Origin of the sequence: Alteromonas gilva (genome assembly GCF_028595265.1) — a bacterium.
In the GTDB taxonomy this organism is placed as follows: Bacteria; Pseudomonadota; Gammaproteobacteria; order Enterobacterales; family Alteromonadaceae; genus Alteromonas; species Alteromonas gilva.
Window position 1 is genome coordinate 2,829,260 of sequence record NZ_JAQQXP010000001.1, and the last position, 23,096, is coordinate 2,852,355.

General features: G+C 48.6%; 21 protein-coding genes. 16 read left to right on the forward strand and 5 right to left on the reverse strand.

Translation table 11 applies throughout. The features are described from left to right. The first annotated feature begins 8 nt into the window (after positions 1 to 8). The 3 genes from OIK42_RS12520 (at position 9) to OIK42_RS12530 (ending at position 3,235) form a co-directional block, all read left to right on the forward strand. Positions 9 to 1,862 carry a DUF885 domain-containing protein gene (locus tag OIK42_RS12520; protein WP_273640974.1) on the forward strand — a complete coding sequence of 618 codons (1,854 nt, stop codon included), beginning with the start codon at positions 9 to 11 and terminating at the stop codon, positions 1,860 to 1,862. A 169-nt stretch (positions 1,863 to 2,031) separates the two neighbouring features. Beyond that, the gene (locus tag OIK42_RS12525; protein ID WP_273641530.1) at positions 2,032 to 2,541 is read left to right on the forward strand and encodes a sigma-70 family RNA polymerase sigma factor; all 510 of its coding nucleotides are present in this window, start codon (positions 2,032 to 2,034) and stop codon (positions 2,539 to 2,541) included. Further along, on the forward strand, positions 2,534 to 3,235 hold the full coding sequence (locus OIK42_RS12530; RefSeq protein WP_273640975.1) for a DUF3379 family protein: 702 nt from the start codon (positions 2,534 to 2,536) through the stop codon (positions 3,233 to 3,235). The genes OIK42_RS12525 and OIK42_RS12530 overlap by 8 nt, the downstream gene beginning before the upstream one ends. Positions 3,236 to 3,354: 119 nt before the next feature. Here the strand turns inward: OIK42_RS12530 and OIK42_RS12535 are convergent, their stop codons facing one another. Beyond that, positions 3,355 to 5,325 carry a beta-propeller domain-containing protein gene (locus OIK42_RS12535; RefSeq protein ID WP_273640977.1) on the reverse strand — a complete coding sequence of 657 codons (1,971 nt, stop codon included), beginning with the start codon at positions 5,323 to 5,325 and terminating at the stop codon, positions 3,355 to 3,357. 198 nt (positions 5,326 to 5,523) lie between these two features. Here OIK42_RS12535 and OIK42_RS12540 point away from each other — a divergent pair, with 198 nt between their 5' ends. The 5 genes from OIK42_RS12540 to OIK42_RS12560 all read left to right on the forward strand — a co-directional run bounded on the left by OIK42_RS12540 (position 5,524) and on the right by OIK42_RS12560 (position 8,976). Then, positions 5,524 to 6,369, forward strand: coding sequence for a MipA/OmpV family protein (locus tag OIK42_RS12540; RefSeq protein WP_273640979.1), 846 nt, complete (start codon positions 5,524 to 5,526; stop codon positions 6,367 to 6,369). Positions 6,370 to 6,378: 9 nt separating this feature from the next. Then, positions 6,379 to 6,753 (forward strand): DUF3019 domain-containing protein, encoded by a 375-nt coding sequence (locus OIK42_RS12545; RefSeq protein ID WP_273640980.1) that lies wholly within the window; start codon positions 6,379 to 6,381, stop codon positions 6,751 to 6,753. Beyond that, positions 6,753 to 7,457 carry a response regulator gene (locus tag OIK42_RS12550; RefSeq protein ID WP_273640981.1) on the forward strand — a complete coding sequence of 235 codons (705 nt, stop codon included), beginning with the start codon at positions 6,753 to 6,755 and terminating at the stop codon, positions 7,455 to 7,457. The genes OIK42_RS12545 and OIK42_RS12550 overlap by 1 nt, the downstream gene beginning before the upstream one ends. Then, entirely contained in the window at positions 7,454 to 8,686 is a 1,233-nt protein-coding gene (locus OIK42_RS12555) for an ATP-binding protein (RefSeq protein ID WP_273640983.1), read from the forward strand. The genes OIK42_RS12550 and OIK42_RS12555 overlap by 4 nt, the downstream gene beginning before the upstream one ends. 74 nt (positions 8,687 to 8,760) lie before the next feature. Next, positions 8,761 to 8,976 (forward strand): hypothetical protein, encoded by a 216-nt coding sequence (locus OIK42_RS12560; RefSeq protein ID WP_273640984.1) that lies wholly within the window; start codon positions 8,761 to 8,763, stop codon positions 8,974 to 8,976. A 159-nt stretch (positions 8,977 to 9,135) separates the two neighbouring features. Here OIK42_RS12560 and OIK42_RS12565 read toward each other — a convergent pair whose 3' ends face one another. Further along, on the reverse strand, positions 9,136 to 9,372 hold the full coding sequence (locus OIK42_RS12565) for a hypothetical protein (RefSeq protein WP_273640985.1): 237 nt from the start codon (positions 9,370 to 9,372) through the stop codon (positions 9,136 to 9,138). A 246-nt stretch (positions 9,373 to 9,618) separates the two neighbouring features. Between OIK42_RS12565 and putP the strand changes: the two genes are divergently transcribed. The 6 genes from putP (at position 9,619) to OIK42_RS12595 (ending at position 16,935) form a co-directional block, all read left to right on the forward strand. Further along, the gene (putP, locus tag OIK42_RS12570) at positions 9,619 to 11,139 is read left to right on the forward strand and encodes a sodium/proline symporter PutP (RefSeq protein ID WP_273640987.1); all 1,521 of its coding nucleotides are present in this window, start codon (positions 9,619 to 9,621) and stop codon (positions 11,137 to 11,139) included. 340 nt (positions 11,140 to 11,479) lie between these two features. Then, positions 11,480 to 12,394 carry a sulfate adenylyltransferase subunit CysD gene (gene cysD, locus OIK42_RS12575; protein WP_273640989.1) on the forward strand — a complete coding sequence of 305 codons (915 nt, stop codon included), beginning with the start codon at positions 11,480 to 11,482 and terminating at the stop codon, positions 12,392 to 12,394. After that, positions 12,394 to 12,987, forward strand: coding sequence for an adenylyl-sulfate kinase (cysC, locus tag OIK42_RS12580; RefSeq protein ID WP_273640991.1), 594 nt, complete (start codon positions 12,394 to 12,396; stop codon positions 12,985 to 12,987). The genes cysD and cysC overlap by 1 nt, the downstream gene beginning before the upstream one ends. Then, positions 12,987 to 13,775, forward strand: a complete 789-nt coding sequence (cysQ, locus tag OIK42_RS12585; RefSeq protein WP_273640993.1) for a 3'(2'),5'-bisphosphate nucleotidase CysQ — start codon at positions 12,987 to 12,989, stop codon at positions 13,773 to 13,775. The genes cysC and cysQ overlap by 1 nt, the downstream gene beginning before the upstream one ends. A gap of 2 nt (positions 13,776 to 13,777) precedes the next feature. Further along, a complete protein-coding gene (cysN, locus tag OIK42_RS12590; protein WP_273640995.1) occupies positions 13,778 to 15,193 on the forward strand; it encodes a sulfate adenylyltransferase subunit CysN in 1,416 nt (471 codons plus the stop codon). A gap of 17 nt (positions 15,194 to 15,210) precedes the next feature. After that, the gene (locus OIK42_RS12595; protein WP_273640997.1) at positions 15,211 to 16,935 is read left to right on the forward strand and encodes an SLC13 family permease; all 1,725 of its coding nucleotides are present in this window, start codon (positions 15,211 to 15,213) and stop codon (positions 16,933 to 16,935) included. Positions 16,936 to 17,284: 349 nt separating this feature from the next. Here OIK42_RS12595 and OIK42_RS12600 read toward each other — a convergent pair whose 3' ends face one another. Both OIK42_RS12600 and OIK42_RS12605 read right to left on the reverse strand, forming a co-directional pair. Next, a complete protein-coding gene (locus tag OIK42_RS12600; RefSeq protein WP_273640998.1) occupies positions 17,285 to 18,478 on the reverse strand; it encodes an ABC transporter permease in 1,194 nt (397 codons plus the stop codon). 3 nt (positions 18,479 to 18,481) lie between these two features. Beyond that, positions 18,482 to 19,261 carry an ATP-binding cassette domain-containing protein gene (locus tag OIK42_RS12605; protein ID WP_273640999.1) on the reverse strand — a complete coding sequence of 260 codons (780 nt, stop codon included), beginning with the start codon at positions 19,259 to 19,261 and terminating at the stop codon, positions 18,482 to 18,484. Positions 19,262 to 19,559: 298 nt separating this feature from the next. On the opposite strand from OIK42_RS12605, the gene OIK42_RS12610 reads away from it, so the two are divergent. Further along, entirely contained in the window at positions 19,560 to 20,264 is a 705-nt protein-coding gene (locus OIK42_RS12610) for a YIP1 family protein (RefSeq protein ID WP_273641001.1), read from the forward strand. On the opposite strand, the gene OIK42_RS12615 is transcribed toward OIK42_RS12610, so the two are convergent. Next, positions 20,251 to 21,081 (reverse strand): DUF3025 domain-containing protein, encoded by an 831-nt coding sequence (locus OIK42_RS12615; protein ID WP_273641002.1) that lies wholly within the window; start codon positions 21,079 to 21,081, stop codon positions 20,251 to 20,253. The two genes, OIK42_RS12610 and OIK42_RS12615, sit on opposite strands and share 14 nt — an antisense overlap. A gap of 104 nt (positions 21,082 to 21,185) precedes the next feature. Here OIK42_RS12615 and OIK42_RS12620 point away from each other — a divergent pair, with 104 nt between their 5' ends. Continuing rightward, complete coding sequence (locus OIK42_RS12620) at positions 21,186 to 22,826, forward strand: M28 family metallopeptidase (RefSeq protein WP_273641004.1); 1,641 nt, start codon at positions 21,186 to 21,188, stop codon at positions 22,824 to 22,826. Positions 22,827 to 23,096 lie beyond the last annotated feature (270 nt).

Here is a 23,096-nt window from a genome sequence, read left to right on the forward strand (position 1 = left end):
GAAACAACATGAAAATAACGACAGTAAAACTTAGTTTGTTAATGTCAGTCACGGCGGGGCTACTTGCTTGCTCTCCTCAGCAACAGGTGCAAACGCCAGCCAGTGGCGAGCAGGCAGAAACCGCCATCAGTGCTGCCATGCCAAATGAATCAGAGCGCCTGAGCGCCTTTTTTGAACGTACATTTAATGAAGACTTAAAACGCTCCCCTGAGTTTCAGAGTTACCTCGGCATAAAATGGGACTACGGCAAGTGGGATGACGAAAGTGAAGCCCATATTGAGCGCAGTATCACTATTGCCAAAAACCGCCTGGACGAGGCCAACGGCTTTGACACCAGCAAGCTAACCGAACAAGAAAAACTGAGCCTGCGTTTGTTCAAAACCGGCATTGAGCGCCAACTGGCCAACGACGAATTTCGCCACCACCGCTATATCGTGCATCAGTTCCGTGCGGCGCACACCAAAATCCCCAGCTTCCTGATCAATATTCATCGGGTTAATGATATCAGCGACGCCCAGGCCTATATCAGCCGCTTAGATAATGTTGATTCCTATTTTTCGCAGGTCATTGAGCAGATGAAATTACGCGAAGAAGCCGGCGTATTCCCGCCAAAGTGGGCCTACGACCAAATGGTTGAGGCAGCGCAAAATGTGATAACCGGTAAGCCCTTTGACTTGTCAGATAACGACTCCACAATTTGGCAGGACTTTCAGCAAAAGGTGGCGGCACTAGAGTTAAGTGAAACCGACTCTGCAACCATGCTGGAAGAAGCCAAAGCAGCATTGTTAGTGTCGGTGAAGCCTGCTTACGAGAAACTGATTGCCGAATTTAAGCATCAGCGCGAGCTTAGCCCGGAAGGTGATGGTGTGTGGCGCTTGCCCAATGGCGAAAACTGGTATCAGAATCGGCTTAATTGGTTTACAACAACCGACCTGACTGCCGATGAGGTGCATAACATCGGTCTTGAAAATGTTGAACGTATTCATAATGCGATGCGCGGGATTATGCAGCAGGTAGGCTTTGAAGGCAGTCTCAATGAATTTTTTGAATTCATGCGTACCGACGAGCAATTTTACTACCCCAATACCGATGAAGGCAGAGCCCAGTACTTGCAGGAAGCAACCGCCATGATCGATACCATGCGCGAAGCTTTACCAGACTATTTTGGTTTAACGCCGCAAGCACCAATGGTGGTCAAACGGGTTGAGGAATTCCGCGAAAAATCAGCCGGAAAAGCCTTTTATCAAAGCCCGGCACTGGATGGTTCTCGCCCCGGTCGCTATTATGCCAACCTCTATGACATGAGCGCCATGCCGACCTATCAGATGGAAGCGCTCGCTTACCATGAAGGTATTCCGGGCCACCACATGCAGCGCGCCATTGCCCAGGAACTTGAAGGTATTCCTAAGTTTCAGAAATACTTAAGCTTTACCGCCTACACTGAAGGTTGGGGGCTGTACAGTGAGGAACTGGCCAAGGATATGGGTTTTTATGAGAACCCTTACTCTGATTTTGGTCGCCTCGCGATGGAATTATGGCGCGCCTGCCGCTTAGTGGTTGATACCGGTATTCATGACAAAAAATGGAGCCGCGAAGAGGCTATTCAGTACTTACTGGATAATACCCCCAACCCGAAGTATGACTCAGTCAAAGCCATTGAGCGGTATATCGCCATGCCGGGCCAGGCAACTGCTTACATGATTGGAAAACTCAAAATCATGGAGCTCAGAGAGAAAGCCAAACAAGCCCTGGGTGAAAAATTCTCTTATGCCGGTTTTCATGATGAGGTCCTCAAAGACGGTCCCGTGCCCCTTGATATTCTTGAGCAAAAAATTGACCGCTGGATAACGCGCCAGCAATAAGCTTACCGAAAGACTATTGAGCATGATTGTATAAATGATGCTCAATAGTCACCTGCCCGTCTTCTCTGGATAAAAAGATAAATTTCAGCGCGTTTTGGCAAATTTATTTTTTTTGGCTTTTTTATCATTTAAATGAAATGAATTTAATTAATGTCAGGTCTTGTAAATGATGAAAGAGAAAACGCTCCGCTACGAAGCTCTGGTTCGCGCCTTACACGGTGATATTTATCGCTACGCGTACTGGCTCACTAATGATAAGAGTACTGCCGAAGATATTGTGCAGGAGACATTCCTGCGCGCCTGGCGGGCGCTGGACAGTTTACAGGACGAAAAAGCGGCTAAGTCGTGGTTGATCACCATATTAAGGAGAGAAAACGCCCGCCGTTTCGAGCGCAAGCAATTTGATCTGGTCGACTTAGACGATGTGTCAGTGTCTGGCGACGATGATCAGGACAGCGCCGCAGAGGTGCGTCAGGTTCGTAAAGCAATGAGTAAACTGGCACCTGATTACCGCGAGCCTTTGATGTTACAAATTATATTTGGCTTTAGCGGTGATGAAATAGCGCACCAGTTGGAACTGAACAAAAACACCGTTATGACCCGGTTATTCAGAGCCCGAGCGCAGTTAAAAGATGTACTGACATCACCAGTGCAACAAAGAGGTTTCCAAAGTGGATGAATTAGAATTCCGCCGTCGCATTTATGCAAATCCCGCTGATGACGACAATGCGTTGTGCCAGGCTGCCCAGTCAAATACTGACAATGAAGCATTCTGGAAAGACACTAAAGCCCTCGACGAAAAGCTTAAAACTGCCGCGAATGTGCCTGTGCCTGATGATTTGGCCAGTAAAATTATTCTCAATACATCGCTGATAGAGTTTAACCAGCAAAAACGGCGTAACCGTTGGTACATTGGCCTGGCAGCCAGTGTTGCTTTTACCTGCGGAATTGCCCTGACAGCCTGGCAGCAACAGCACGTAGAACTTGATGAGGCCGCCCTCGCCCACATGTATTATGCTGAAAATGAGCGACCAGTCGGTGAAGCCACAATTACACCGCAACTGGTAAACGCCAAGCTGGCCCAATTCGGTGCGCAATTAGATCCGTCGATTGGCCACATTGCATCCATTAATTATTGTCTGCTGGACTCCATTCGCAGCCTGCATATGATTATCGAAACCCCAACGGGCAGAATGTCGGTATTTTTGGTCCCCGATAAGGCTCGCCAGGCGCCTGATGCGTTTTCAGATCAGGTGTATCAGGGCACCAGCTACGCATTGCAGAAGACCAACGTATTAGTGATAGGCGAAAAGAACGCCGATTTACCGGCATTTACCTCACAGCTTCAGCAACGTTTAAAGCTCTCAACCTAGACTGTTATTTGCCTGGGTATTTTGTGTCACTGCTTATCTGTGCGTTATCACATTGGCACGACCACAAAAGTAAAAAAAGGTACCTTTATGCTGATTTTATCCTGATTAAGCACAGCGCTCTAATACGGCCCATCAATAGACGATGAGGCTTGCCACAGAGCATGATAAATCACATTCCCGTGTAAATAATATACATGGTCATCATGCAGTACGCTGCGGTCCTGATAGGTACCAAAATACTCATCCTCCCCGGGATTAAGCTCGATATTGTTGCGCAACGTCAGGGTTCGCTGTGTTGTGTTAACCTCTATAGTGTTAAGTGCATTGATTGCGTACCAGCCGTCTTCGTTATTCAGCCAGGTTTCAGACGGTAACGCAAAGCGGTAACCCTGATCTGTTTTAAGTACCGACAGCGCGCGGTGATCAAACTCTACCGGAGTATAGGCATCGGTCCACACCAGCTCACCCAGTACAATCGGGTTCGCCGGGTCCAGCACATCAAACAGGCTGATCTTCATACCCTCAACGACCACTGGTAATAATGGCTGACTTCCGCTGACCGGAAGACCATCACTACTGACCTGCTGCCCTACCCCTAATAGCAGGCCATTTTCCATTGGATGAAGGTAATTTGAAAAACCGGGTATTTCCAGTTCACCGGCAATGAAAGGTGCGCTCACATCGCCCAGATCAATGACATATAACGGATCGATACGCGCAAAGGTTACCACATAGGCTTTGTCTGCAAAGAATCTAACCGCATAAATGTCTTCGCCCGGTTTACCAATTGGCGCCGGTTGTGACGCATTGGGCAAGCTGGTTACGGCAACCAGTTCACTGCCTTGCTGATCGAGTACATGTAAGGCATGCTTTCTGTCGGTTGACCACATATCTGTGGTCGTTACCGCAATAAACTTACCGTCACGCTCGGCCATTTTAAACTGCGGCGCACTACGCCAGCTAAACTGGCCCGCTACACTACCGGAGGCTTCATAGCGAATTTCGTCGCCAAGTGACAACTTGTGAAAGACGGTGTTTTGATCAAAATCAGCATGTAGATATACGTTTGACGCTGACATAAAGAGTCCGCGCGCCTCGGTTAACAAACACTCGGCGGTTATATTCGCCGGATTGTCCAGGTCGATTTTAACTAAGCTGACCATTTGCGCATGGCCATTACTGCGACTGGCCGCTTCCGGTATTAAACAGTCGTCTAGCTGAAACAGTTCACTGCTTTGACCATTGATTGTCACCTTAGGCACCAGATCCTGTTCTGCAACATTGAGTATGCTCTGATAAAGTTTGATCAAACTTTTGTCGGTATCATCAATGTTGGGCAGTCCACTCACATTGGGCACATATTGGGTAGCGATAAACAAATTGTTATCAATACGACGCGAGCTGATCAGGCCGCCATCTATACGGATTTGGCTGGCACTGACTGGCGAAGCCGGGTCGGTAACATCGTAAACATCGACAATGATGTCATTGTCTGTTCGTTGCCACGGGCTATCCTCCTCCAGTGCGCCTGCCATGGTGGCATACTGATAAGTATGACTAACCACACCCAGCGTATCACTGTAAAGGTACATCCCTGACACATTAAATTCTGGTTGCAATGGAATATTGGCCGCCTCACTGAGTGAAAAATCGTCCAACCGTCGCAATATCCGCACGTTGTTTATCAGACCCGTTTCTTCTGTCCAAATCGGTACATCGGCGACAAAGAAATACTCGCCGTTGTATTCAATACGATCGGCTTCATCAACCCCGTCAATCTGATTATTGGTGGTGGAGTAGTTGTCTGATGCGCTAAATTCAGGCGCATCGGCATCCCCGCCTGAAGTGGGATCCTGATATTCCAGCTGCATTAAATAAAGGCCGTTTTTAACATACTGACCGGGACTGACATCTTGTGACGCGGTCAATGCAGAGCCTGATGCTGGCATAAAAGATAACTGCGGTGGGCTGGTGATGCTCCCGGGGGTGCTTTCACTGTCATTGCCACAGGCAATGATTGCAGAAGTTGAAAATATCGATACGGCGAGATATTTCCACATCAGATCGGTACGGTGACTCGCATTCATCATCAATGTCCTTGTTGGGTGAGAAATTGAGTAATATAGTAGTGACGTATCTTTGAACATTCCGATCCAAACTGATATGAAGTGTGACAATTTGTAATCGGGAGCTGTGCGAACGCGCTGTGTTTGGTAGTCTTAAGCAGTTTTTCGTGACATAACCAGGGTTTGACTGTGCTGATCCGTTCGCTATTGTGTTTATTGCTAATGTTGACATGCTCGTTTTCGGCATGGGCTTGCAGCAGCGACAACGTTTGTGTGGAAGAAAACAGCTGGCAAGTGGGTGTGGCCCTAGGGTTAGGCGCCCGAACCAACCCGCTGGTCGATGGCGATCCGATCCCGCTGGTCGTGCTACCTGATATTGCCTGGTATGGCGAAAACAGCTATTTCGACAATGGTGAACTGGGTTATCAATGGCAATTAACCCCGTCGTTGACCAGCGAGCTCTTTGTGGCGGCCAATACTGAACGCGCGTTTTTCTCTTTCTGGCACCCCGCCAACCTCATGCTGCCGCTCACCGGTTTACAAGACAGCTCCGTGCCCGCCATTGTTGATCCCTCAACGGGTGGCGATCACACTGTTAACCAGCCTCTGCGCATCTCTATAAACGACGTCAGTAAGCGCAAATGGTCGGCAGATATAGGGACCCGTATCAGTTGGTATAAGCGCCATGGCATATGGTCTTTTTCTGTGGCGGGTGATTTGTTGGGCGTCCACAACGGTTATTTCGCATCGCTGCGCTATCAACATTTATGGCAGTGGGGCGAGTGGTTAGTCTCAGCGAATGCATCGCTGACCTATAAAAGTCGGCAATTAATTAACTACTATTATGGCATTGATGCTGACGATACAATCGATAACAGCCTCTGGTACACAGCCGGTCACACCGTGCAGCCAGGCGTGGGCGTGTTATTGAGTAAAACCATAAATAAACAGTGGCGATGGGTAGGACGCGTTCAACTTACCGCATTAGACGACAGCATGACTGACAGTCCGATTGTTGCTAAACATTTTATCGCGAGTGCCTTTATTGGTATTGGCTATCAGTTTTAGGATGAATTGATGGGCTATTTGCGGTTGTTCATTTTTTTGCTCAGCGCATATCACATGGATGTACTGGCCAATGATGTTTCGTTTTCTGTTTCTCCCAGTGAATGCATTACGGCTGAAAAAGGCGACGTTTGTGCAATGTCTTTATCGATTGTTTACCCCCGGCTATCGCCCGGCGATTATTGTGTAATCTTAAACGACACCTCCCTGGGTTGCTGGCAATATGCCAATTTACCCGAATCCCTGGACGTGAAAATAGAAACTGAGTCGGTACTTTCCCTGGTTGACGAAGATAATACTTTTCGCACGTCGACATTACTGAAGCTTCGTTACCGCAGTGCAACAATGTTGCGCCGGCGCGTACGTAACCCCTGGAGCTTATTCTGATGAAAACCATTGTGCTGGTTGAGGACGACGAACGTCTGGCCGAACTGGTATGTCAGTACCTGCAAAACAATCATTTTAACGTTACCCGGTTTGCCAACGGTCAGGGGCTTATCGAGCACGTCAGAAAAGCACAACCTGATGTGATGATTCTGGATGTCATGCTGCCTGGAGATGACGGCTTTATGTTGTGCCGGCAATTACGCCAGTTTTATACCGGACCATTGCTATTTATGACGGCCAAGAGTGAAAATTTCGATCAGGTACTCGGACTCGAAATTGGCGCTGATGACTATGTGGTAAAACCAGTAGAGCCCAGGGTATTGCTGGCGCGGATCAACGCGTTGTTGCGACGAAGCGCCCCGCTATCAGCACCAGTCAGATCTGGCACGGTTATCTCCTTTGGTAATTTAAGCATTGATAAACTCTCGCGCAGAGTGCACCTGAGTGGCGAAGACATTCCGCTGACCAGTCATGAGTTTGATATGCTATGTTTGCTGGCCGATAACGCCTCTCAGGTTGTAGAGCGAACCACCCTGTACAAAGAGCTGATTGGTCGCGAATACGACGGACTGGATCGCTCTGCGGATGTGCGCATTTCACGGCTGCGTAAAAAGCTTAAAGACGATCCGCAAAACCCCTTCCGGATAAAAACTATCTGGGGTAAGGGTTTTTTCTTTGTGGCTGATGCGTGGGACGATGAATGACACGTTTGTTTGTCAGCTTTTATCTTTTTATGGCCATCTCCCTGGTGCTTATCAGCAGCACGTTGGAGCTGGTGTGGCCACGCGCCGAGCCGCAGGAACCCGCCGAAGTCGCACTGGCTGAAGCAGTATTGCCGCTGGCGGCGACCGATATTTCAACGCTGCAGGCCAAGCTTAAACGTGAAAATATACCCTATGAGCTAAGCAATATGGCGTCAACAGCCTGGTCAGCGAAGGAGCGTCAGGCCTTTAGTGAAGGGCGCAGCGTAACGCTCTATAGTGATACGGCAAGACTCATCTATGCGCCGCTGGGGAATGAGGAGTTACTCGTGGTTACTTTGCCCCATTCAAAGCTATCCACGTCGTATCTACTGGTGTACCTGTCTGCATTCCTGCTGTTGCTGGGTGTGCTACTGGCCGTTTGGTTATGGCCGTTGTGGCGCGACCTTTCTTACCTGACCCGCAAAGTCAGTCATTTAGGGCAAGAACCAGAAAACTTTTCGATCGCTTTGAAGAAGCGCTCCGTTATGCAACCCATCTCGAACAGACTCAATATGCTCAGTGAGCGCGTGCATAATTTACTTCGCGACCAGCGTGAACTTACCGGCGCCGTCGCCCATGAATTCCGAACCCCCATTGCCAGGCTCAAGTTTGCTCTTGAAATGCAGCCCCAACCCAACAGCCAGGCGTGGAAAGGCATACAAGCCGACCTTGATGAGCTGGAGGGGCTGGTGCAGGAAATGCTCGAATATACCCAGTACGATGCCATGACACCGGAGTTAAATATTGCCGACATTCCTGCCCGGACCTTGTGTGAAAACCTCATTGCTAAACTCGCGCCCACAACCACCAGGCTACTGAGCGTTTCCGGCGAAGATCTTACCCTGCGTGGAGATGGTCATTTTATAGAACGGGCGGTATCTAACCTGCTCAACAATGCTATACGGCATGCAAAATCCACCGTTAATATTCATATTTGCGGCAACGACGAAACCATTACCATCGCCGTCCATGACGATGGTGCAGGCATTGACCCCAGCCTGGCATCACGTATTTTCGACCCGTTTTACCGGCCCGACAACAGCCGGGTTCGCTATACCGGCGGCGCAGGATTAGGCCTGGCCATTGTGCAGCGTATTCAGCATTGGCACAACGGCACTGCTACGGTCGGCGAGAGTGTGTTAGGCGGTGCGTGTTTCACATTAGAGTACCCTTTGTATACAACCGACTAGCAGCTGACCATCGGGTTAGTTATACTTTCGCGACTGGTTCACCACAGAACCAATCGCTATTTCGCTCCGTCCGTATGAAAACAATATTCCGTAAGCACCTTACTTATTTGAAGCTGGCACTCGACAACTCGGGCGTTGACTATGAATTAAGCGATGTTGAGGTGCCATCACTACCGCAAAGCCGCAGCGGCAAACTCATTGACCAGCAGGCTTATGGCGTGCTAATCAAAGGGCGAACTGATTATCTGCCGCGCTCGTTCATCGAAGTCCAAAGTGAAACTTTAAAATAGCAGGGTATCCAGATCTGACTCCTGAACCCCACATTGCACTGTATTATCCTCAGGCGGTCTACTTTTTACCCATAACACCAATACCCGCTTGCACGGTCTGATTGCAAATGGCCTTAAATTAGCAAGCCAAAACGGTCAGTTCGATACGCTGTTTAATACCTACTTTGCCGAAACACTGGCGCAAGCACAACTTAATGAAAACAAATCATAAGGTTGTGAAACGTCACCCTGCCCTCTAAAACACCTGTTAAAAAACCCGGTATTGGTATGCAGAAACTCTGCTAGCCTGTCGGTCTGCGCCTGTTCTTCAGCTTTAAATGCGTCAGCAAGGGTGAAGCGATAGTCCGCTTTTAATAACGGTTTGACGGGCATAACGGCTTCAATTAACCCATACAAAAGACATTAAGCTCCCCCGCACGACCAAAACGCTTCTCATATGAATACACTCACAACAGTACAGAGTATGACTGCGTATTGAACACCCTGTGCAACGCAGCACCCTGACGACCAATATTCGTCCCTGCCTTACCTCTTGATAGGCATCCTGCTATAGTGGCTTCTACTCTAAGCTTTCTACCGCAACTCATAAGGGCCTGCGCGAGGAAAGTCATCAACACAAACAATAATGAGAAGGGAACACGAATGGCCATAGGCACTATGATTTCGTTGGGGTTATATTTTCTGGTGATGTTAGGGATAGGCTGGTACAGCTTTAAAGAGTCTGACACCAGTGTAGAAGGCTACATGTTGGGTGGCCGTAAACTGGGCCCCGCGGTTACCGCCTTGTCAGCCGGTGCATCAGATATGAGTGGCTGGATGCTGATGGGTTTGCCAGGCGCCATGTATGTCGCGGGCATTTCGGCCGCCTGGATTGCCGTCGGTTTAACCATCGGGGCATTTTTTAATTATATTCTGGTTGCGCCGCGTTTGCGGGTCTATACCGAAGTGGCCAACAACGCCATTACGCTACCCGACTATTTTGAGAACCGCTTCGCCGATAACTCCCGCATGCTCCGGGTGATTGCCTCTATCGTTATCGTTATCTTTTTTACTTTATACACCTCATCAGGTGTCGTAGCAGGCGGTAAGTTATTCGAAACGTCCTTTAATTTAAGCTATGAGCTGGGCTTGTATGTGACCGCAGGTGTTGTCGTTGCCTACACGCTGGTCGGGGGGTTTATGGCCGTCAGTATGACCGACTTTGTGCAGGGTTGTATTATGTTCCTGTCGCTCATACTGGTGCCGATTGTGGTTGTTATGGATTTAGGCGGGCTATCAGCGGCCAACACGATTCTCGATAACATAAACCCAAATATGTTTGATTTGTTTACCGATGCTTCCACTAACACCGCGTTATCCACCATCGGTATTATATCGCTGTTGGCCTGGGGACTTGGCTACTTTGGACAACCGCATATCATTGTCCGTTTTATGGCGATTCGCTCGGTCAAAGACGTGCCTGCGGCACGCCGTATTGGTATGAGCTGGATGATCATGTCGATTATCGGTGCATTATTTACCGGCCTTTACGGATTGGCCTACGTTAGCCAGCAGCCGGGCGTCAGCATCGATCCGGAAACCATTTTTATTTATCTGTCGCAGTTATTATTTCACCCGCTCATCGGTGGTTTTTTACTGGCCGCCATACTGGCCGCCATCATGAGTACTATTTCATCGCAATTACTGGTTACCTCGAGCTCTCTGACCAGTGACTTTTACCAGGTGTTTTTGCGCAAAAACGCGTCTCAAACAGAGCTGGTTATCGCTGGCCGTGCCTCTGTCATTATTGTGGCGGCGGTGGCGATTGCGTTAGCTTACGATCGTGACAGTACTATCCTGACACTCGTGAGCAATGCCTGGGCTGGCTTTGGTGCCGCCTTTGGCCCACTGGTTATCATTAGCCTTTTCGACCGGCACATGACCCGTGCAGCTGCGTTTGCTGGCATGATAAGCGGTGCGCTAACAGTCTTATTGTGGATTTACCTGCCGGTGACAGTGGGAGGACAAACCTTAAGTGACTGGATGTATGAAATTGTGCCCGGTTTTATAATTTCGACGCTCGCCATTTTAGTGGTATCTAAGTTCACGCAGCCCCGCGAAAGCGTAAAAGAAACCTTCGCAAAATTTGAACAGGAACTGCATAAGCAGCGAAACGTTATTTAGTTGCTGTTGCGACAATAACTGATCGGAGCAGTATCATCAGGTTTATTATTTGATGGTGCTGCTCGTTTCCCCTCCTCCGCTATACTCGTTTTTACACCGCTACCTGCTGCTGTGCGACAAGCCGTTGTCAATACGTTTGCCCATTGCTGGCAAGGCCTGCAACGACACATTATATCGCTGCCGCTAAACCACCGCGCCGGGACTTCGTGACAAACACGTTACTGTGGAATAAAAACACTATTTCAAATAGCAAAATGACATAGCACTTTTAATCCTAAATATGTTAGGGTTCTATACATATAATCAATTCGTATATAAACCTCAACTTCGGACTCGACAAATGACTGAAAGTATCCCGTCAACTACACACTTAAAACAACTCGAAGCCGAGAGTATCCATATCTTTCGCGAAGTCGCCGCTGAATTCGAAAATCCAGTGATGCTTTATTCCGTTGGTAAGGACTCCTCGGTTTTGCTTCATTTAGCGCGTAAAGCTTTTGCGCCGGGGAAAATTCCTTTCCCGCTGTTACACGTAGATACCACCTGGAAGTTTCAGGAGATGATCAAGTTTCGTGATGAACAAGCGAAAAAGTACGGCTTTGATTTGCTGGTTCATATCAATCAGGAAGGGGTCGACATGGGCATGGGTCCATTCACCCACGGCAGTGCCAAGCACACTGATGTGATGAAAACCGCCGCTCTGAAGCAAGCGTTAAATAAATATAAATTTGATGCCGCCTTTGGTGGCGCTCGTCGTGACGAAGAAAAATCACGTGCCAAAGAGCGCGTGTATTCATTCCGCGACAGCAACCACCGCTGGGATCCAAAGAATCAGCGCCCGGAACTGTGGAACATTTATAACTCGCAAATTAATAAAGGCGAGAGTATCCGTGTATTCCCCATGTCAAACTGGACAGAGCTGGATATCTGGCAATATATCTATAAAGAAAACATTGATATCCCTCAGTTGTATCTGGCCAAACCGCGCCCGGTTGTTAAGCGCGATGGGGTGTTAATTATGGTCGATGACGACCGCATGCCGCTGGAAGAAGGCGAAGTACCAGAAATGAAGTCTGTGCGTTTCCGAACCCTTGGCTGCTATCCGTTAACCGGAGCCGTTGAGTCAACGGCAGCAACATTACCTGAAGTTATCCAGGAAATGCTGCTGACCAAAACGTCTGAGCGTCAGGGCCGGGTGATTGATCACGACAGCGCTGGTTCCATGGAGAAAAAGAAAATGGAAGGGTACTTCTAATGACCACCAATGTTGTCTGGCATAAACACGAGATCAATAAGTCAACTCGTGCAGAAAGCCTCGGACAAAAGCCACGGGTATTGTGGCTAACGGGGTTAAGTGGCTCAGGTAAGTCAACCATGGCTAACTTACTGGAGAAAAAGCTGCATGCACTGGGTAAACATACTTACCTGCTCGATGGCGACAATGTTCGACACGGCTTATGCGGTGATTTGGGCTTCAGTGATAAAGATCGGGTCGAAAATATTCGTCGAATCAGTGAAGTAGCTAAGCTCTTTGTCGATTCGGGCATGGTGGTGATAACCGCTTTTATTTCTCCGTTCCAGGTAGACCGCGACTATTGCCGCAAGCTCCTGGCCGACGATGAATTTATTGAAGTGTTTGTTGATACGCCACTGGAGGTTTGCGAACAGCGCGATCCAAAGGGCTTATACAAAAAAGCCCGCAGTGGAGAAATTAAACATTTCACTGGTATTGATTCGACCTATGAAGCACCCGAATCACCAGAAGTACATTTGCAGTATCAGGACGAGCCAGCGGAACAAACCGCTGAACGACTGTATACACTGTTAGCAGAAAAAGGATTGTTATAATGGCGATTTCGGACCCGCTGGCACTACAAGTGCTGGCCATCGCAAAACAGGCCGGTGACAAAATCATGGAAATCTATGACCGTGACTTTGCTATCTACGAAAAACAGGATACCAGCCCGTTAACTGAAGCGGATTTAGCCGCACACAACACAATTGTGGCTGGCCTTGAAGCTATTTCAGAACTGCCTATTCTGTCGGAAGAATCAGCAGACATTAGCTGGGATGAGCGCAAAACCTGGAACCAGTATTGGTTAGTTGACCCGCTCGACGGCACCAAAGAATTTATTAAAAAGAACGGCGAATTTACCGTCAATATCGCTTTGATAGACGGCGGTAAGCCGGTAATGGGGGTGGTATACGCCCCTGTTTTGAAAAAATCCTACATCGGTATTGTTGGCGAAGGTGCCTGGACCGAAACGGTTGATGGCATTAATGCAATCACAGCTAAGCCGCATCAGCCTGGTGAAGTCTGGAAAGTCGTGGGCAGCCGCTCACATCAAAGCCCGGAGATTAAAAACCTGCTGGATCAACTCGATGGCGACACCGAATTAGTTGCAATGGGCAGTTCGTTAAAACTGTGCCTGGTTGCTGAAGGTGCGGCGCACCTGTATCCGCGACTTGGGCCCACATCTGAGTGGGATACCGGAGCTGCACATGCTGTAGCGCTGGCTGCTGGCGCAGATGTCACCGTACTTGATGCCGCCGATCCGCTTAATTCTGATGCCGAGCCTCTTACCTATAATCAGGAAGAGTCTGTGTTAAACCCTTATTTCCTCGTGAGTGCCTAAGCATGAATAACGAAAATCAATTACTTAAAGACGATATCCTTTCGTATCTCGACCAACACGAACATAAAGATCTGCTGCGTTTTTTAACCTGCGGTAGCGTGGACGATGGTAAATCAACCCTGATTGGCCGCTTGTTACATGACTCAAAAATGATTTTTGAAGATCAGTTAGCTGCCATTACCCAGGACAGCAAAAAAATGGGCACCACCGGCGACAAAGTCGACTTAGCCCTGCTGGTAGATGGTTTGCAGTCAGAGCGTGAGCAAGGTATTACTATCGACGTAGCCTATCGCTACTTCTCTACCGACAAACGCAAGTTTATTATTGCTGACACCCCTGGGCACGAACAGTACACCCGAAACATGGTAACCGGCGCTTCAACCTGTGACTTGGCGATATTAATGGTTGATGCTCGTGCCGGGGTAAAAACCCAGACTCGCCGTCATTCATTTTTAGCGTCACTGCTGGGAATAAAGCACGTCATTGTGGCCATTAATAAAATGGACTTAATGAATTACAGTGAAGAAGTGTATAAAGAAATTCAGGCGGACTTCCTGGAATTCTCTAAGCAGTTAACTATTCCGGATATTCAGTTTGTGCCGATTTCTGCACTGGAAGGCGACAACGTGGTTAATCTGAGTGAACATACACCCTGGTATGACGGCGGCACGTTAATGGAGATGCTTGAAAACATCGAAATCACCAAAGACGCCAATACAGAAGATTTCCGTTTCCCTGTTCAGTACGTAAACCGTCCAAACCTTGATTTCCGCGGTTTTGCCGGTACCGTTGTTTCTGGTCAGATTAAACCAGGTGATGAGATTACCGCCCTGCCGTCAGGTAAAAAATCAAAAGTTAAATCCATTGTGACTTTTGATGGTGAGCTGGAAGTGGCCTACCCGCCATTGGCCGTCACCCTGACACTGGAAGACGAAATCGATATTTCCCGTGGCGATATGATTGTTAAATCAGACAACATGCCGCTGCTAAGCACCCAGTACAAATCACACCTGGTGTGGATGGCCGATGAACCGATGATGCCTAACAAGCAATATCAGTTTAAATTTGCCAGCCAGTTAACGCTGGGATCGGTTGCCGAGATTGATCATTTAATTGATGTTAACACCCTGGAAGAAACACAAGGCGTGCACATGAACTTAAATGAGATTGCAGTGGTCGACCTGAAGTTTAACCAGGCTGTACCGTGTGATAACTATCAGAAAAACCGTGCTACCGGCGCGTTCATTGTTATCGACCGCCTGACCAATGGTACCGTTGGTGCCGGTATGATCATTGACGAACTGGCGCAGGATAAATACCATGCTACACAACAATTCTCAGCGTTTGAGCTGGAATTTAATGAGCTGGTACGCAAGCACTTCCCGCACTGGAATGCTACTGACATCACTAAGCTGTAGGAGCGGGTTCGCACAAGATGGATCTCAACCAGCTGCTGGTACTATCGTTTTTCTTTGGTACCATCGGGGCGCTGATTTTTACTAATCAGCGCCCTTCTACTGTATTTGCATTGACGGTATTGGGTTTGTTAATCACCCAACAGGTTACCTTCGATCAAATTCTTCATAATCTGACAAACAAAGGACTCATTACCCTTATTCTGTTGTTGGTAGTAAGCAGTGCTATCGACAAAACCGCGTTTATTAAACGACTTGGTCGCAAGCTTATAACGGCCAGCTTTGCTAAGTCGTACTGGCGTTTATTTGGCCTGACATTCTTTTCATCAGCGCTGCTGAATAACACCGCCATTGTCGCCAGTTTAATTGGCCCGGTAAAACAAAATCAGTATCACGCTGCATCCCGGTTGCTGATCCCGTTATCTTACGCGGCTATTTTGGGCGGTACTGTTACTCTTATTGGTACTTCTACTAACCTGATTGTTGACAGTTTTTTACAGGAGCAGGGACACCCCGGCTTTGGTTTTCTCGACTTTACCCTGTTTGGCCTGGTGGCTGGTTTAAGCTGCGGCGTACTGATGTTTATGCTCACGCCCTTATTACCGGCTATCGCCAACAAACAAGGTGATTATCGTGAATATATCGTCGAAGCCGAAGTGAGCAACGATTCTGAGCTGGTCGGTAAATCGGTAGAGCAAAACCACTTACGTAATTTACCGGAACTGTTCCTCGTTGAAGTGGTACGTAACGGTAATCTCATTAGTCCGGTTAATCCGGAGCTGGTCATTCAGGGTGGTGACAAGCTGATATTTTCGGGCAATGTTAAACATCTTGATACCTTAAGCCACATTAAAGGGTTAACAACCTTTGCAGAAGCCGACGGTATACTGCGCGAAAACCTCACCGAAGTGATAGTGTCTAACCGGGCGCAAATTATTGGTCGTACAATTAAGGCGCTGGGCTTCAGAGCCCTGTTCGATGCTGCCGTGGTGGCGATTCGACGCGATGGCGAACAACTATCCGGTAAACTCGGTGAAATAAAGCTTCAGGCCGGTGACTTTTTATTGCTGGCGGCCGGTCCCGATTTTCATACCCGCCATAACCTGACCAAAAACTTTTTTATTCTTTCTGAACAACGTATTGCACGGCCATTATCGACGCCGCAGGAGTGGGTAACAGTGGGTGGCTTTTTGCTTACGGTGTTGCTGGCTGCCACCGAACTGGTGCCCTTAGCGATTGGTTTGTTGTTTTTTGCTGCGGTATTACTCGGCGCAAAAGTCACCAATAATGGCGAGTTAAAAAGAAACCTGCCGCTAAACCTGATTGTGGTTATCGTTGGTGCCCTGACCCTGGCGAGCGGGCTTCAGCAATCGGGCGTCATTACGCTATCAACCAAACTGTTACTGCCTTACCTGGCCGATACTAACTGGCTGATAGCACTTATTGTGGTATATGTACTGACTCTGCTGCTGACCGAGTTTGTTACCAATAATGCCGCGGCAGCATTGATGTTTCCCTTCGCGTATGGACTCGTCGAGATAATCGGAGCGCCCTTACTGCCATTTGCGTTGGCCGTTGCCTTTGCCGCCAGCGCCAGCTTTATCTCCCCTTACGGTTACCAAACCAATTTACTGGTTTTCAATGCCGCCAATTATAATTTTCGCCACTTTATTCGCTTTGGCACACCTATTTCGTTAGTGTATTCCTCCATTGTCATCGCGTTATTAAATTGGGTGTACCTGTAAGCCCTGTTGCCGGCCTGGTACACCTGATTGCCTTAAAAGCCTGTACGTCGACTTCCCCCCGGGATGTCGGCCTTCCCCCGCACAGACACTCAGATGGCGCCGTCAGCTAAGCGCCATTGCGGATAAATGAGATTTGCCCCCTCCCCTTTACTGCTATGTGTTTTGTCGATGACGCCGGGGTATTTAGGTAATGAGCGTTTGACAGACAAAAAAAATCCCCGCGCACAGAGTGCGCCGGGGATAAGGTGAGTTTTACCTGTTTAAAAATGCCACTTAATCATAACTGAGCCCCACTTGCACCAATATTCATCGGTACGCAACGTGGGGCATTAGCGTGCTTAACGGTCAATTACCGGAAAAGCACCTTCTCTTTGTTAAACCAAAATACACAGAAATACAGCAGTACACCGGCAATGGCCGCGGTTGACGAGAAGATAGCGAACAACTGGAAGTAATCCATGGTGCCCTTTATAAGCTCTTTAATGGCCAGCGCCACATTGGTTAACGGCACCCAGGCCCAGCCGCCTTTCAGCTCGACACCCGGCAACATTGCTAACACCACCGGCACAATAACCACAAACACCAGCGGCGTCATATAACCCTGTGCTTCTTTAAAGCTACGCGCGTAAATCGACAAGCTCAACAATACCGCTGAGAAAATGGCCACGATAGGCACCAGCATCAAAAACATCAGCACAAAATCGATAGGGTTAATGGCGCCCATAAACTCAGCAACCACTTCCAGCGCCATACTTTGGCCTAAAACCAGTCCCCAAATTGCGATACTGGTCACGGTAATCAATGCAGAGGTTGCCCCCGCCAGCGCAATAGTAAAGAATTTACCCAATACCAGTTTATGCCGCTCGATTGGTGAGATGAGCAGCGTTTCCAGTGTGCCCCGTTCCTTTTCACCAGCGCCTAAGTCAGTAGCCGGGATCATAGCGCCCTGCAAACACAGCATAAATATCAGGTAAGGGAACATACCACCAATTTTTTCGCCCCAGTTTTCCCGCTTATCAGCCACATTCACTTTGGTGATCACGATCGGATCAACCAGTGCTGCTTGCTGCGATTCATTAAGCCCAAGGGTGACAAACGCTTTTTGCTGACTGGCATCGGCAAAGGTATCAACAATTTTATCCAGCCGACGGTGCACCATATTTAAGCCGGCGTCGTTCAGATAGAGCGTCAGTTCAATCTGACCACTGGCCAGCGCGTCGTCACTGAAATTCTCCGGAATTACCAGCACAAAATCAGCCTGTTCAGACTTCACAAACGCCGTCACGTCGGCACCTTCTTCAATAGCGACCTGGTTAAATAAGTCAGACGCCGATAACTCTTCGACCAGTGCCGGGGCGAACTGCGCTCCCACCACCGCATAGTCGAGGACTTTGCTTTCGGCTTTGTCGACGGCCTTGCCTGCCATAAACATCACAAGGCCAATAATGAGCGGAAACACCAGAATGGGCAGTGCAACCATAAAGAACAGTGTTTTGCGGTCGCGCAATAGCTCTTTAATTTCTTTTAGCATGACAATCCACATAACTTACGCTCCCTGATTAATAACATGCATGAATGACTGATGCAGCGAACCTGGCACCTGTGCTTTAAACTGGTCAAAAGAATCTGAAAAGTGGCTTCGGCCATGATGGATAACGGTTACCCGGTCACACAGCTCGGCCACTTCATCGAGATGGTGAGTAGAAAAGATCACCGGCACACCCTGATCTTTGAGACGACGAATAAAATCGAGCACGGTTTGTGCCGCCATAATATCGAGCCCGGTGGTAGGCTCATCCAGGATCACCACCTTTGGATCATGCACCACAGCGCGGGCGATAGCGGTTTTTTGCTTCATGCCGGTAGAGAAGTTCTCGCAACGACGATCCAAAAAAGTTCTCATGTCTAGAATGTCGGCCAATTCTTCAATCTTCTGGTCGATTTTATCCGGCGACATGCCGTGTAGCTGGCCAAAATAGGCAATATTCTCCCGCCCCGTTAACCGCCCGTACAAGCCGGTTGAGCCCGACAAAAAACCAATCATTTGCCTCGCTACCACTGGCTTTTTAACCACATTGGTGCCATTGATGACGATCTCACCGCTATCAGGGGTTAATGCTGTGGAGAGCATGCGTAAAGTGGTTGTTTTGCCAGCACCATTGGGGCCGAGTAACCCCAGCACTTCTCCCGATTCACAGTAAAAAGACACATCCTGCACAGAATGGAAAAATTTACCTTTTAAACGAGGATCCTTTTTTTCCTGTTCACTCAGCTTTTTAGGATTCTCTACGGCGAATTTTTTTGCCAATTGCGATATTTCTATCATTAGCTTTCCCTACGTTATTGTTGTTTCCGTTGGCCCGCCCGTGATCCGCTCACTTGATGCACTCAGCGAGGCTGTCGCGAACATGATGCATCGCTCAATACGTCCTCAGCCGAACATAGACGGCAGCGTGAGTGTATAACCCGCATGTCCTGATATAAATCATGGCGAACGTGTACTGCCGGTATTGTGTGAAAATTCGTTACACTTTTCCACTCAAAACCCTATCAGTTTATGAGTATACTGACATGTGTGAAAATTATTAATCTTATAAATGTTACAAAATACTAGGGAGTCAGGGATGTCAGAGGTCACTAATCCTTTACAGGCATGCAACACTATATTCGTTAAACCCAACAGCGTTTTTAAGGCACTCAACGAAAAAAGCAACTGGTCGTGGATACCTTTTTTTATTGTGATTGCAATGAGTCTTTTACCCGCCTATCTGTTTATTAATTTTGTTGATTTTGAATGGTATAAAAACATTCTTATCGACAGTCAATATGGCGATGTGAGCCCGGCAGAGCAGGATATGGTCAGAGCCCAAATGGCAAAGTCATCTGTAATGACCTTCATGATGATTGGCGGCATCTTTGGCCCGATCATTATTAATGCGGTTCTGGCGCTGTACTTACACCTGACAACCAAATCGGATGAGGAAAACCTCAATGGTTATACTGATTGGTATGGGTTTACCTGGTGGGTCGGCATGCCCATCGTTATCAGTTCATTGATAGCGATAGTCCTTATTGCCATGTCCAGCGACCATCAGATATTACCAACTATTATCAGCCCGTTATCGGTAGCCTATCTGTTTAACGTTGACATGGCATCTGACTGGTTTGCGTTTGCGCAATCATTGCGTATTGACAGCCTGTGGACGATTTACCTGATCACCGTCGGTATTTCGCAGTGGACCCGGTTTTCGACCCAAAAATCGGCAACCATAGCCGTGGCCCCCTTTGCGGTGATTTGGGTGGTTTGGGCAGCCATTAATTTACTGTAGTCAGCGGTAGCTGATTGGTTGCTGGCGCGTTCTGCGTCAGCGGCCTGAAGTAATCGGTATTACTGTAAAACGCTGCGGTTTGTTGGTGATACCACCCCGGCACGCCCAGCAAAGGCAGTGGTTTCAGTGTTCTCTTATCAGCCAGCCCATCAAATAAAGTAAGCCGTTTTACCAGCGCCTCATCCAGCATTGCATACTGTTGTTGTATAGATTGTGCGGCGAACTCTGCAGGTACCACCACTGCCAGCCATTTACCGGTTAAACCAATAAACGGCGCCATCAGCATTTCATACAAGGCATGCCCAAAGATGGCCGGATGCAGCAGCTCTCCCCAAACCTGCTGGCTATCAATAAATACCTTTTGCCATTGGTGATTCGCTAACTGCTGTAAGCAATCATTAGCCGCCTCCAGTTGACCTTCGGGCACAGCAATCACCACACCACACTCGTCAAAATGCGTTAACCTGTTTCGCCGCGGCGAACGCGGGTGCACACCAAAACGCGCAATCTCATCACAGTGCCACTGGTTTAACAGTTGCTTGGCACGCGGGAACACTATCCACATTAGTGCGTTATAAGCGTCATGCCAGTTATGCTCTCTGGTAGGCACTTTTTGCTCTTCGGCGATAAAGACTTCGTAGTAACGGTTGGTAAGCTCAACTGACTGCTCAGCAACAAACTGCGGCCCTTGCCAGTGTGTTTGCCACTGCCGGGCCCACTGATTAAGCTGCGCGATAGCTGGCAACTCACTGCGCTCTGCTCCAAACAGAGCTAACAGCGTATCAACAGGCACGGTAGGTTTATCGGTTGCATTCATTCTCTGAGCAAAGCCTTAATCGCAGGTATACAAACTTGCCATGAATTCTCTATACTGGGGCGCGAATGTAAAGCATTTATCGACAATAAAACAGAGACAATAAAATGAAAACAATCCTCTCTCCCTTACTGGTGTCAGGTTGCGTATTACTCAGCGCTTGCAGCGCAGAAGCACCGGCACCACAACCGACAGAACAAAGTAATTTTGACGCCGTATACACTGGTATCAACGCCGATAAAATAGCGCCGCCACTTAAAACACTGGCGTCAGACGAGTTCGAAGGCCGTTTGCCCACCACGGAAGGCGAAAAGAAAACCCTCGAATACCTGACTACCGAATTTAAACGGATAGGCCTTGAGCCCGGCAACGGCGATAGCTTTTTACAGGAAGTGGCGTTGATGGAAATTACCGCCGATCCGGCAATGACCATGACAATCGGCGACAACACCTTTGATTACAAAGTGGATATGGTGGCAAGTTCGAAGCGTGAACAACCACAGGTGAGCCTGACCGATTCTGAGTTAGTGTTTGTTGGCTACGGAATTAACGCACCGGAATATGACTGGAATGACTATGAAGGTTTAGATGTGACCGGCAAAACCGTGGTGATGCTGGTTAACGATCCGGGCTTTGAAAACGCCCAAAGCGGTAAATTTCAGGGCACCACCATGACCTACTACGGACGCTGGAGTTACAAATACGAAGAAGCCAGCCGTCAGGGTGCTGCCGGCGCTATCATTATTCACGAAACGGCCCCGGCCTCCTACGGCTGGTCGGTTGTCGCCAATAGCTGGAGCGGTCCGCAATATGGTCTGGTAAGCGCCGATAAGGGTGCCAGCCGTGTGGCAGTAGAAGGCTGGTTAACACTGGATGCTGCGCAAAAAGTGTTTGCCGATGCAGGGCTGAACTTTGCCGAAGAAAAAGCCAGGGCGTTACAGGGCCCCTATTCTGTTGCGTTGGATCAAAGCATGTCGGTCACGGTAAACAACACTTATAAATCTTCCAAAAGCTACAATGTCATTGCGACGCTGCCCGGCAGTGAACGTCCGGATGAGCATGTCATTTACACCTCACACTGGGATCACCTGGGTAAAGATGACAGCCTTGAGGGCGATCAGATTTATAACGGCGCACACGACAATGCCACCGGTACAGCCGCGGCGCTGGTGATGGCCGAAGCATTTACGCAGCTTGAACCTGCACCGAAACGCTCTATCACCTTCTTAATTGTAACCGCCGAAGAACAAGGCCTGTTAGGCTCAAAGTACTACGCAGAGAATCCGGTCATACCACTGGATAACACCGTAGCCAATATCAATATGGATGCCATGAACGTGCTCGGTAAAACCAAAGACGTTGCCGTTATTGGCATGGGTAAGTCTGATCTGGAACAAGAACTCACGATAGCCGCCGGGCGTCAGGGCCGGGTTGTCACACAGGAAGACAGGCCAGAAGCCGGTTATTATTACCGTTCAGACCATTTTAGCTTTGCCAAAGCTGGCGTTCCCGCGTTATACGCCAAGGGCGGAAGCGAGCCCGTTGACGAGGCAACCGCGCAATACCGTAAACGCACCAAGGTTATTGTTGATGGCTGTTACCATCAGGTATGCGACAAGTTCCGTGATAACTGGGACCTAAGCGGCATCGCTCAGGATACCCAATTACTGATGGAAGTGGGATATTTAGTGGCCAACAAAGCCATGTGGCCAAGCTGGAGCGAAACGAGCGAGTTTCAGCGTAAATAACCCTGCGCAGGCGCTTTATCAGGCCACGATAAACAGAAGGCTTAGCTAAATTTGTCGCGGCCTGAGGGTGCAGGATTCACCGCATGGGCAGCGACGCCGCCAGGGTACGTACTCAGTGCTGGCAACAGCACAATGCGACTCCGGCACAATGCGTGAAATTAATGCTGAAAATTTAAGCACTCGCCCTTAGTGGCCCCGCTCATATGTTAAAAGGATTTTAAAAACCGCCCATTGAGGCGGTTTTTTGCCGTTAAATCATGAAATCCGCCA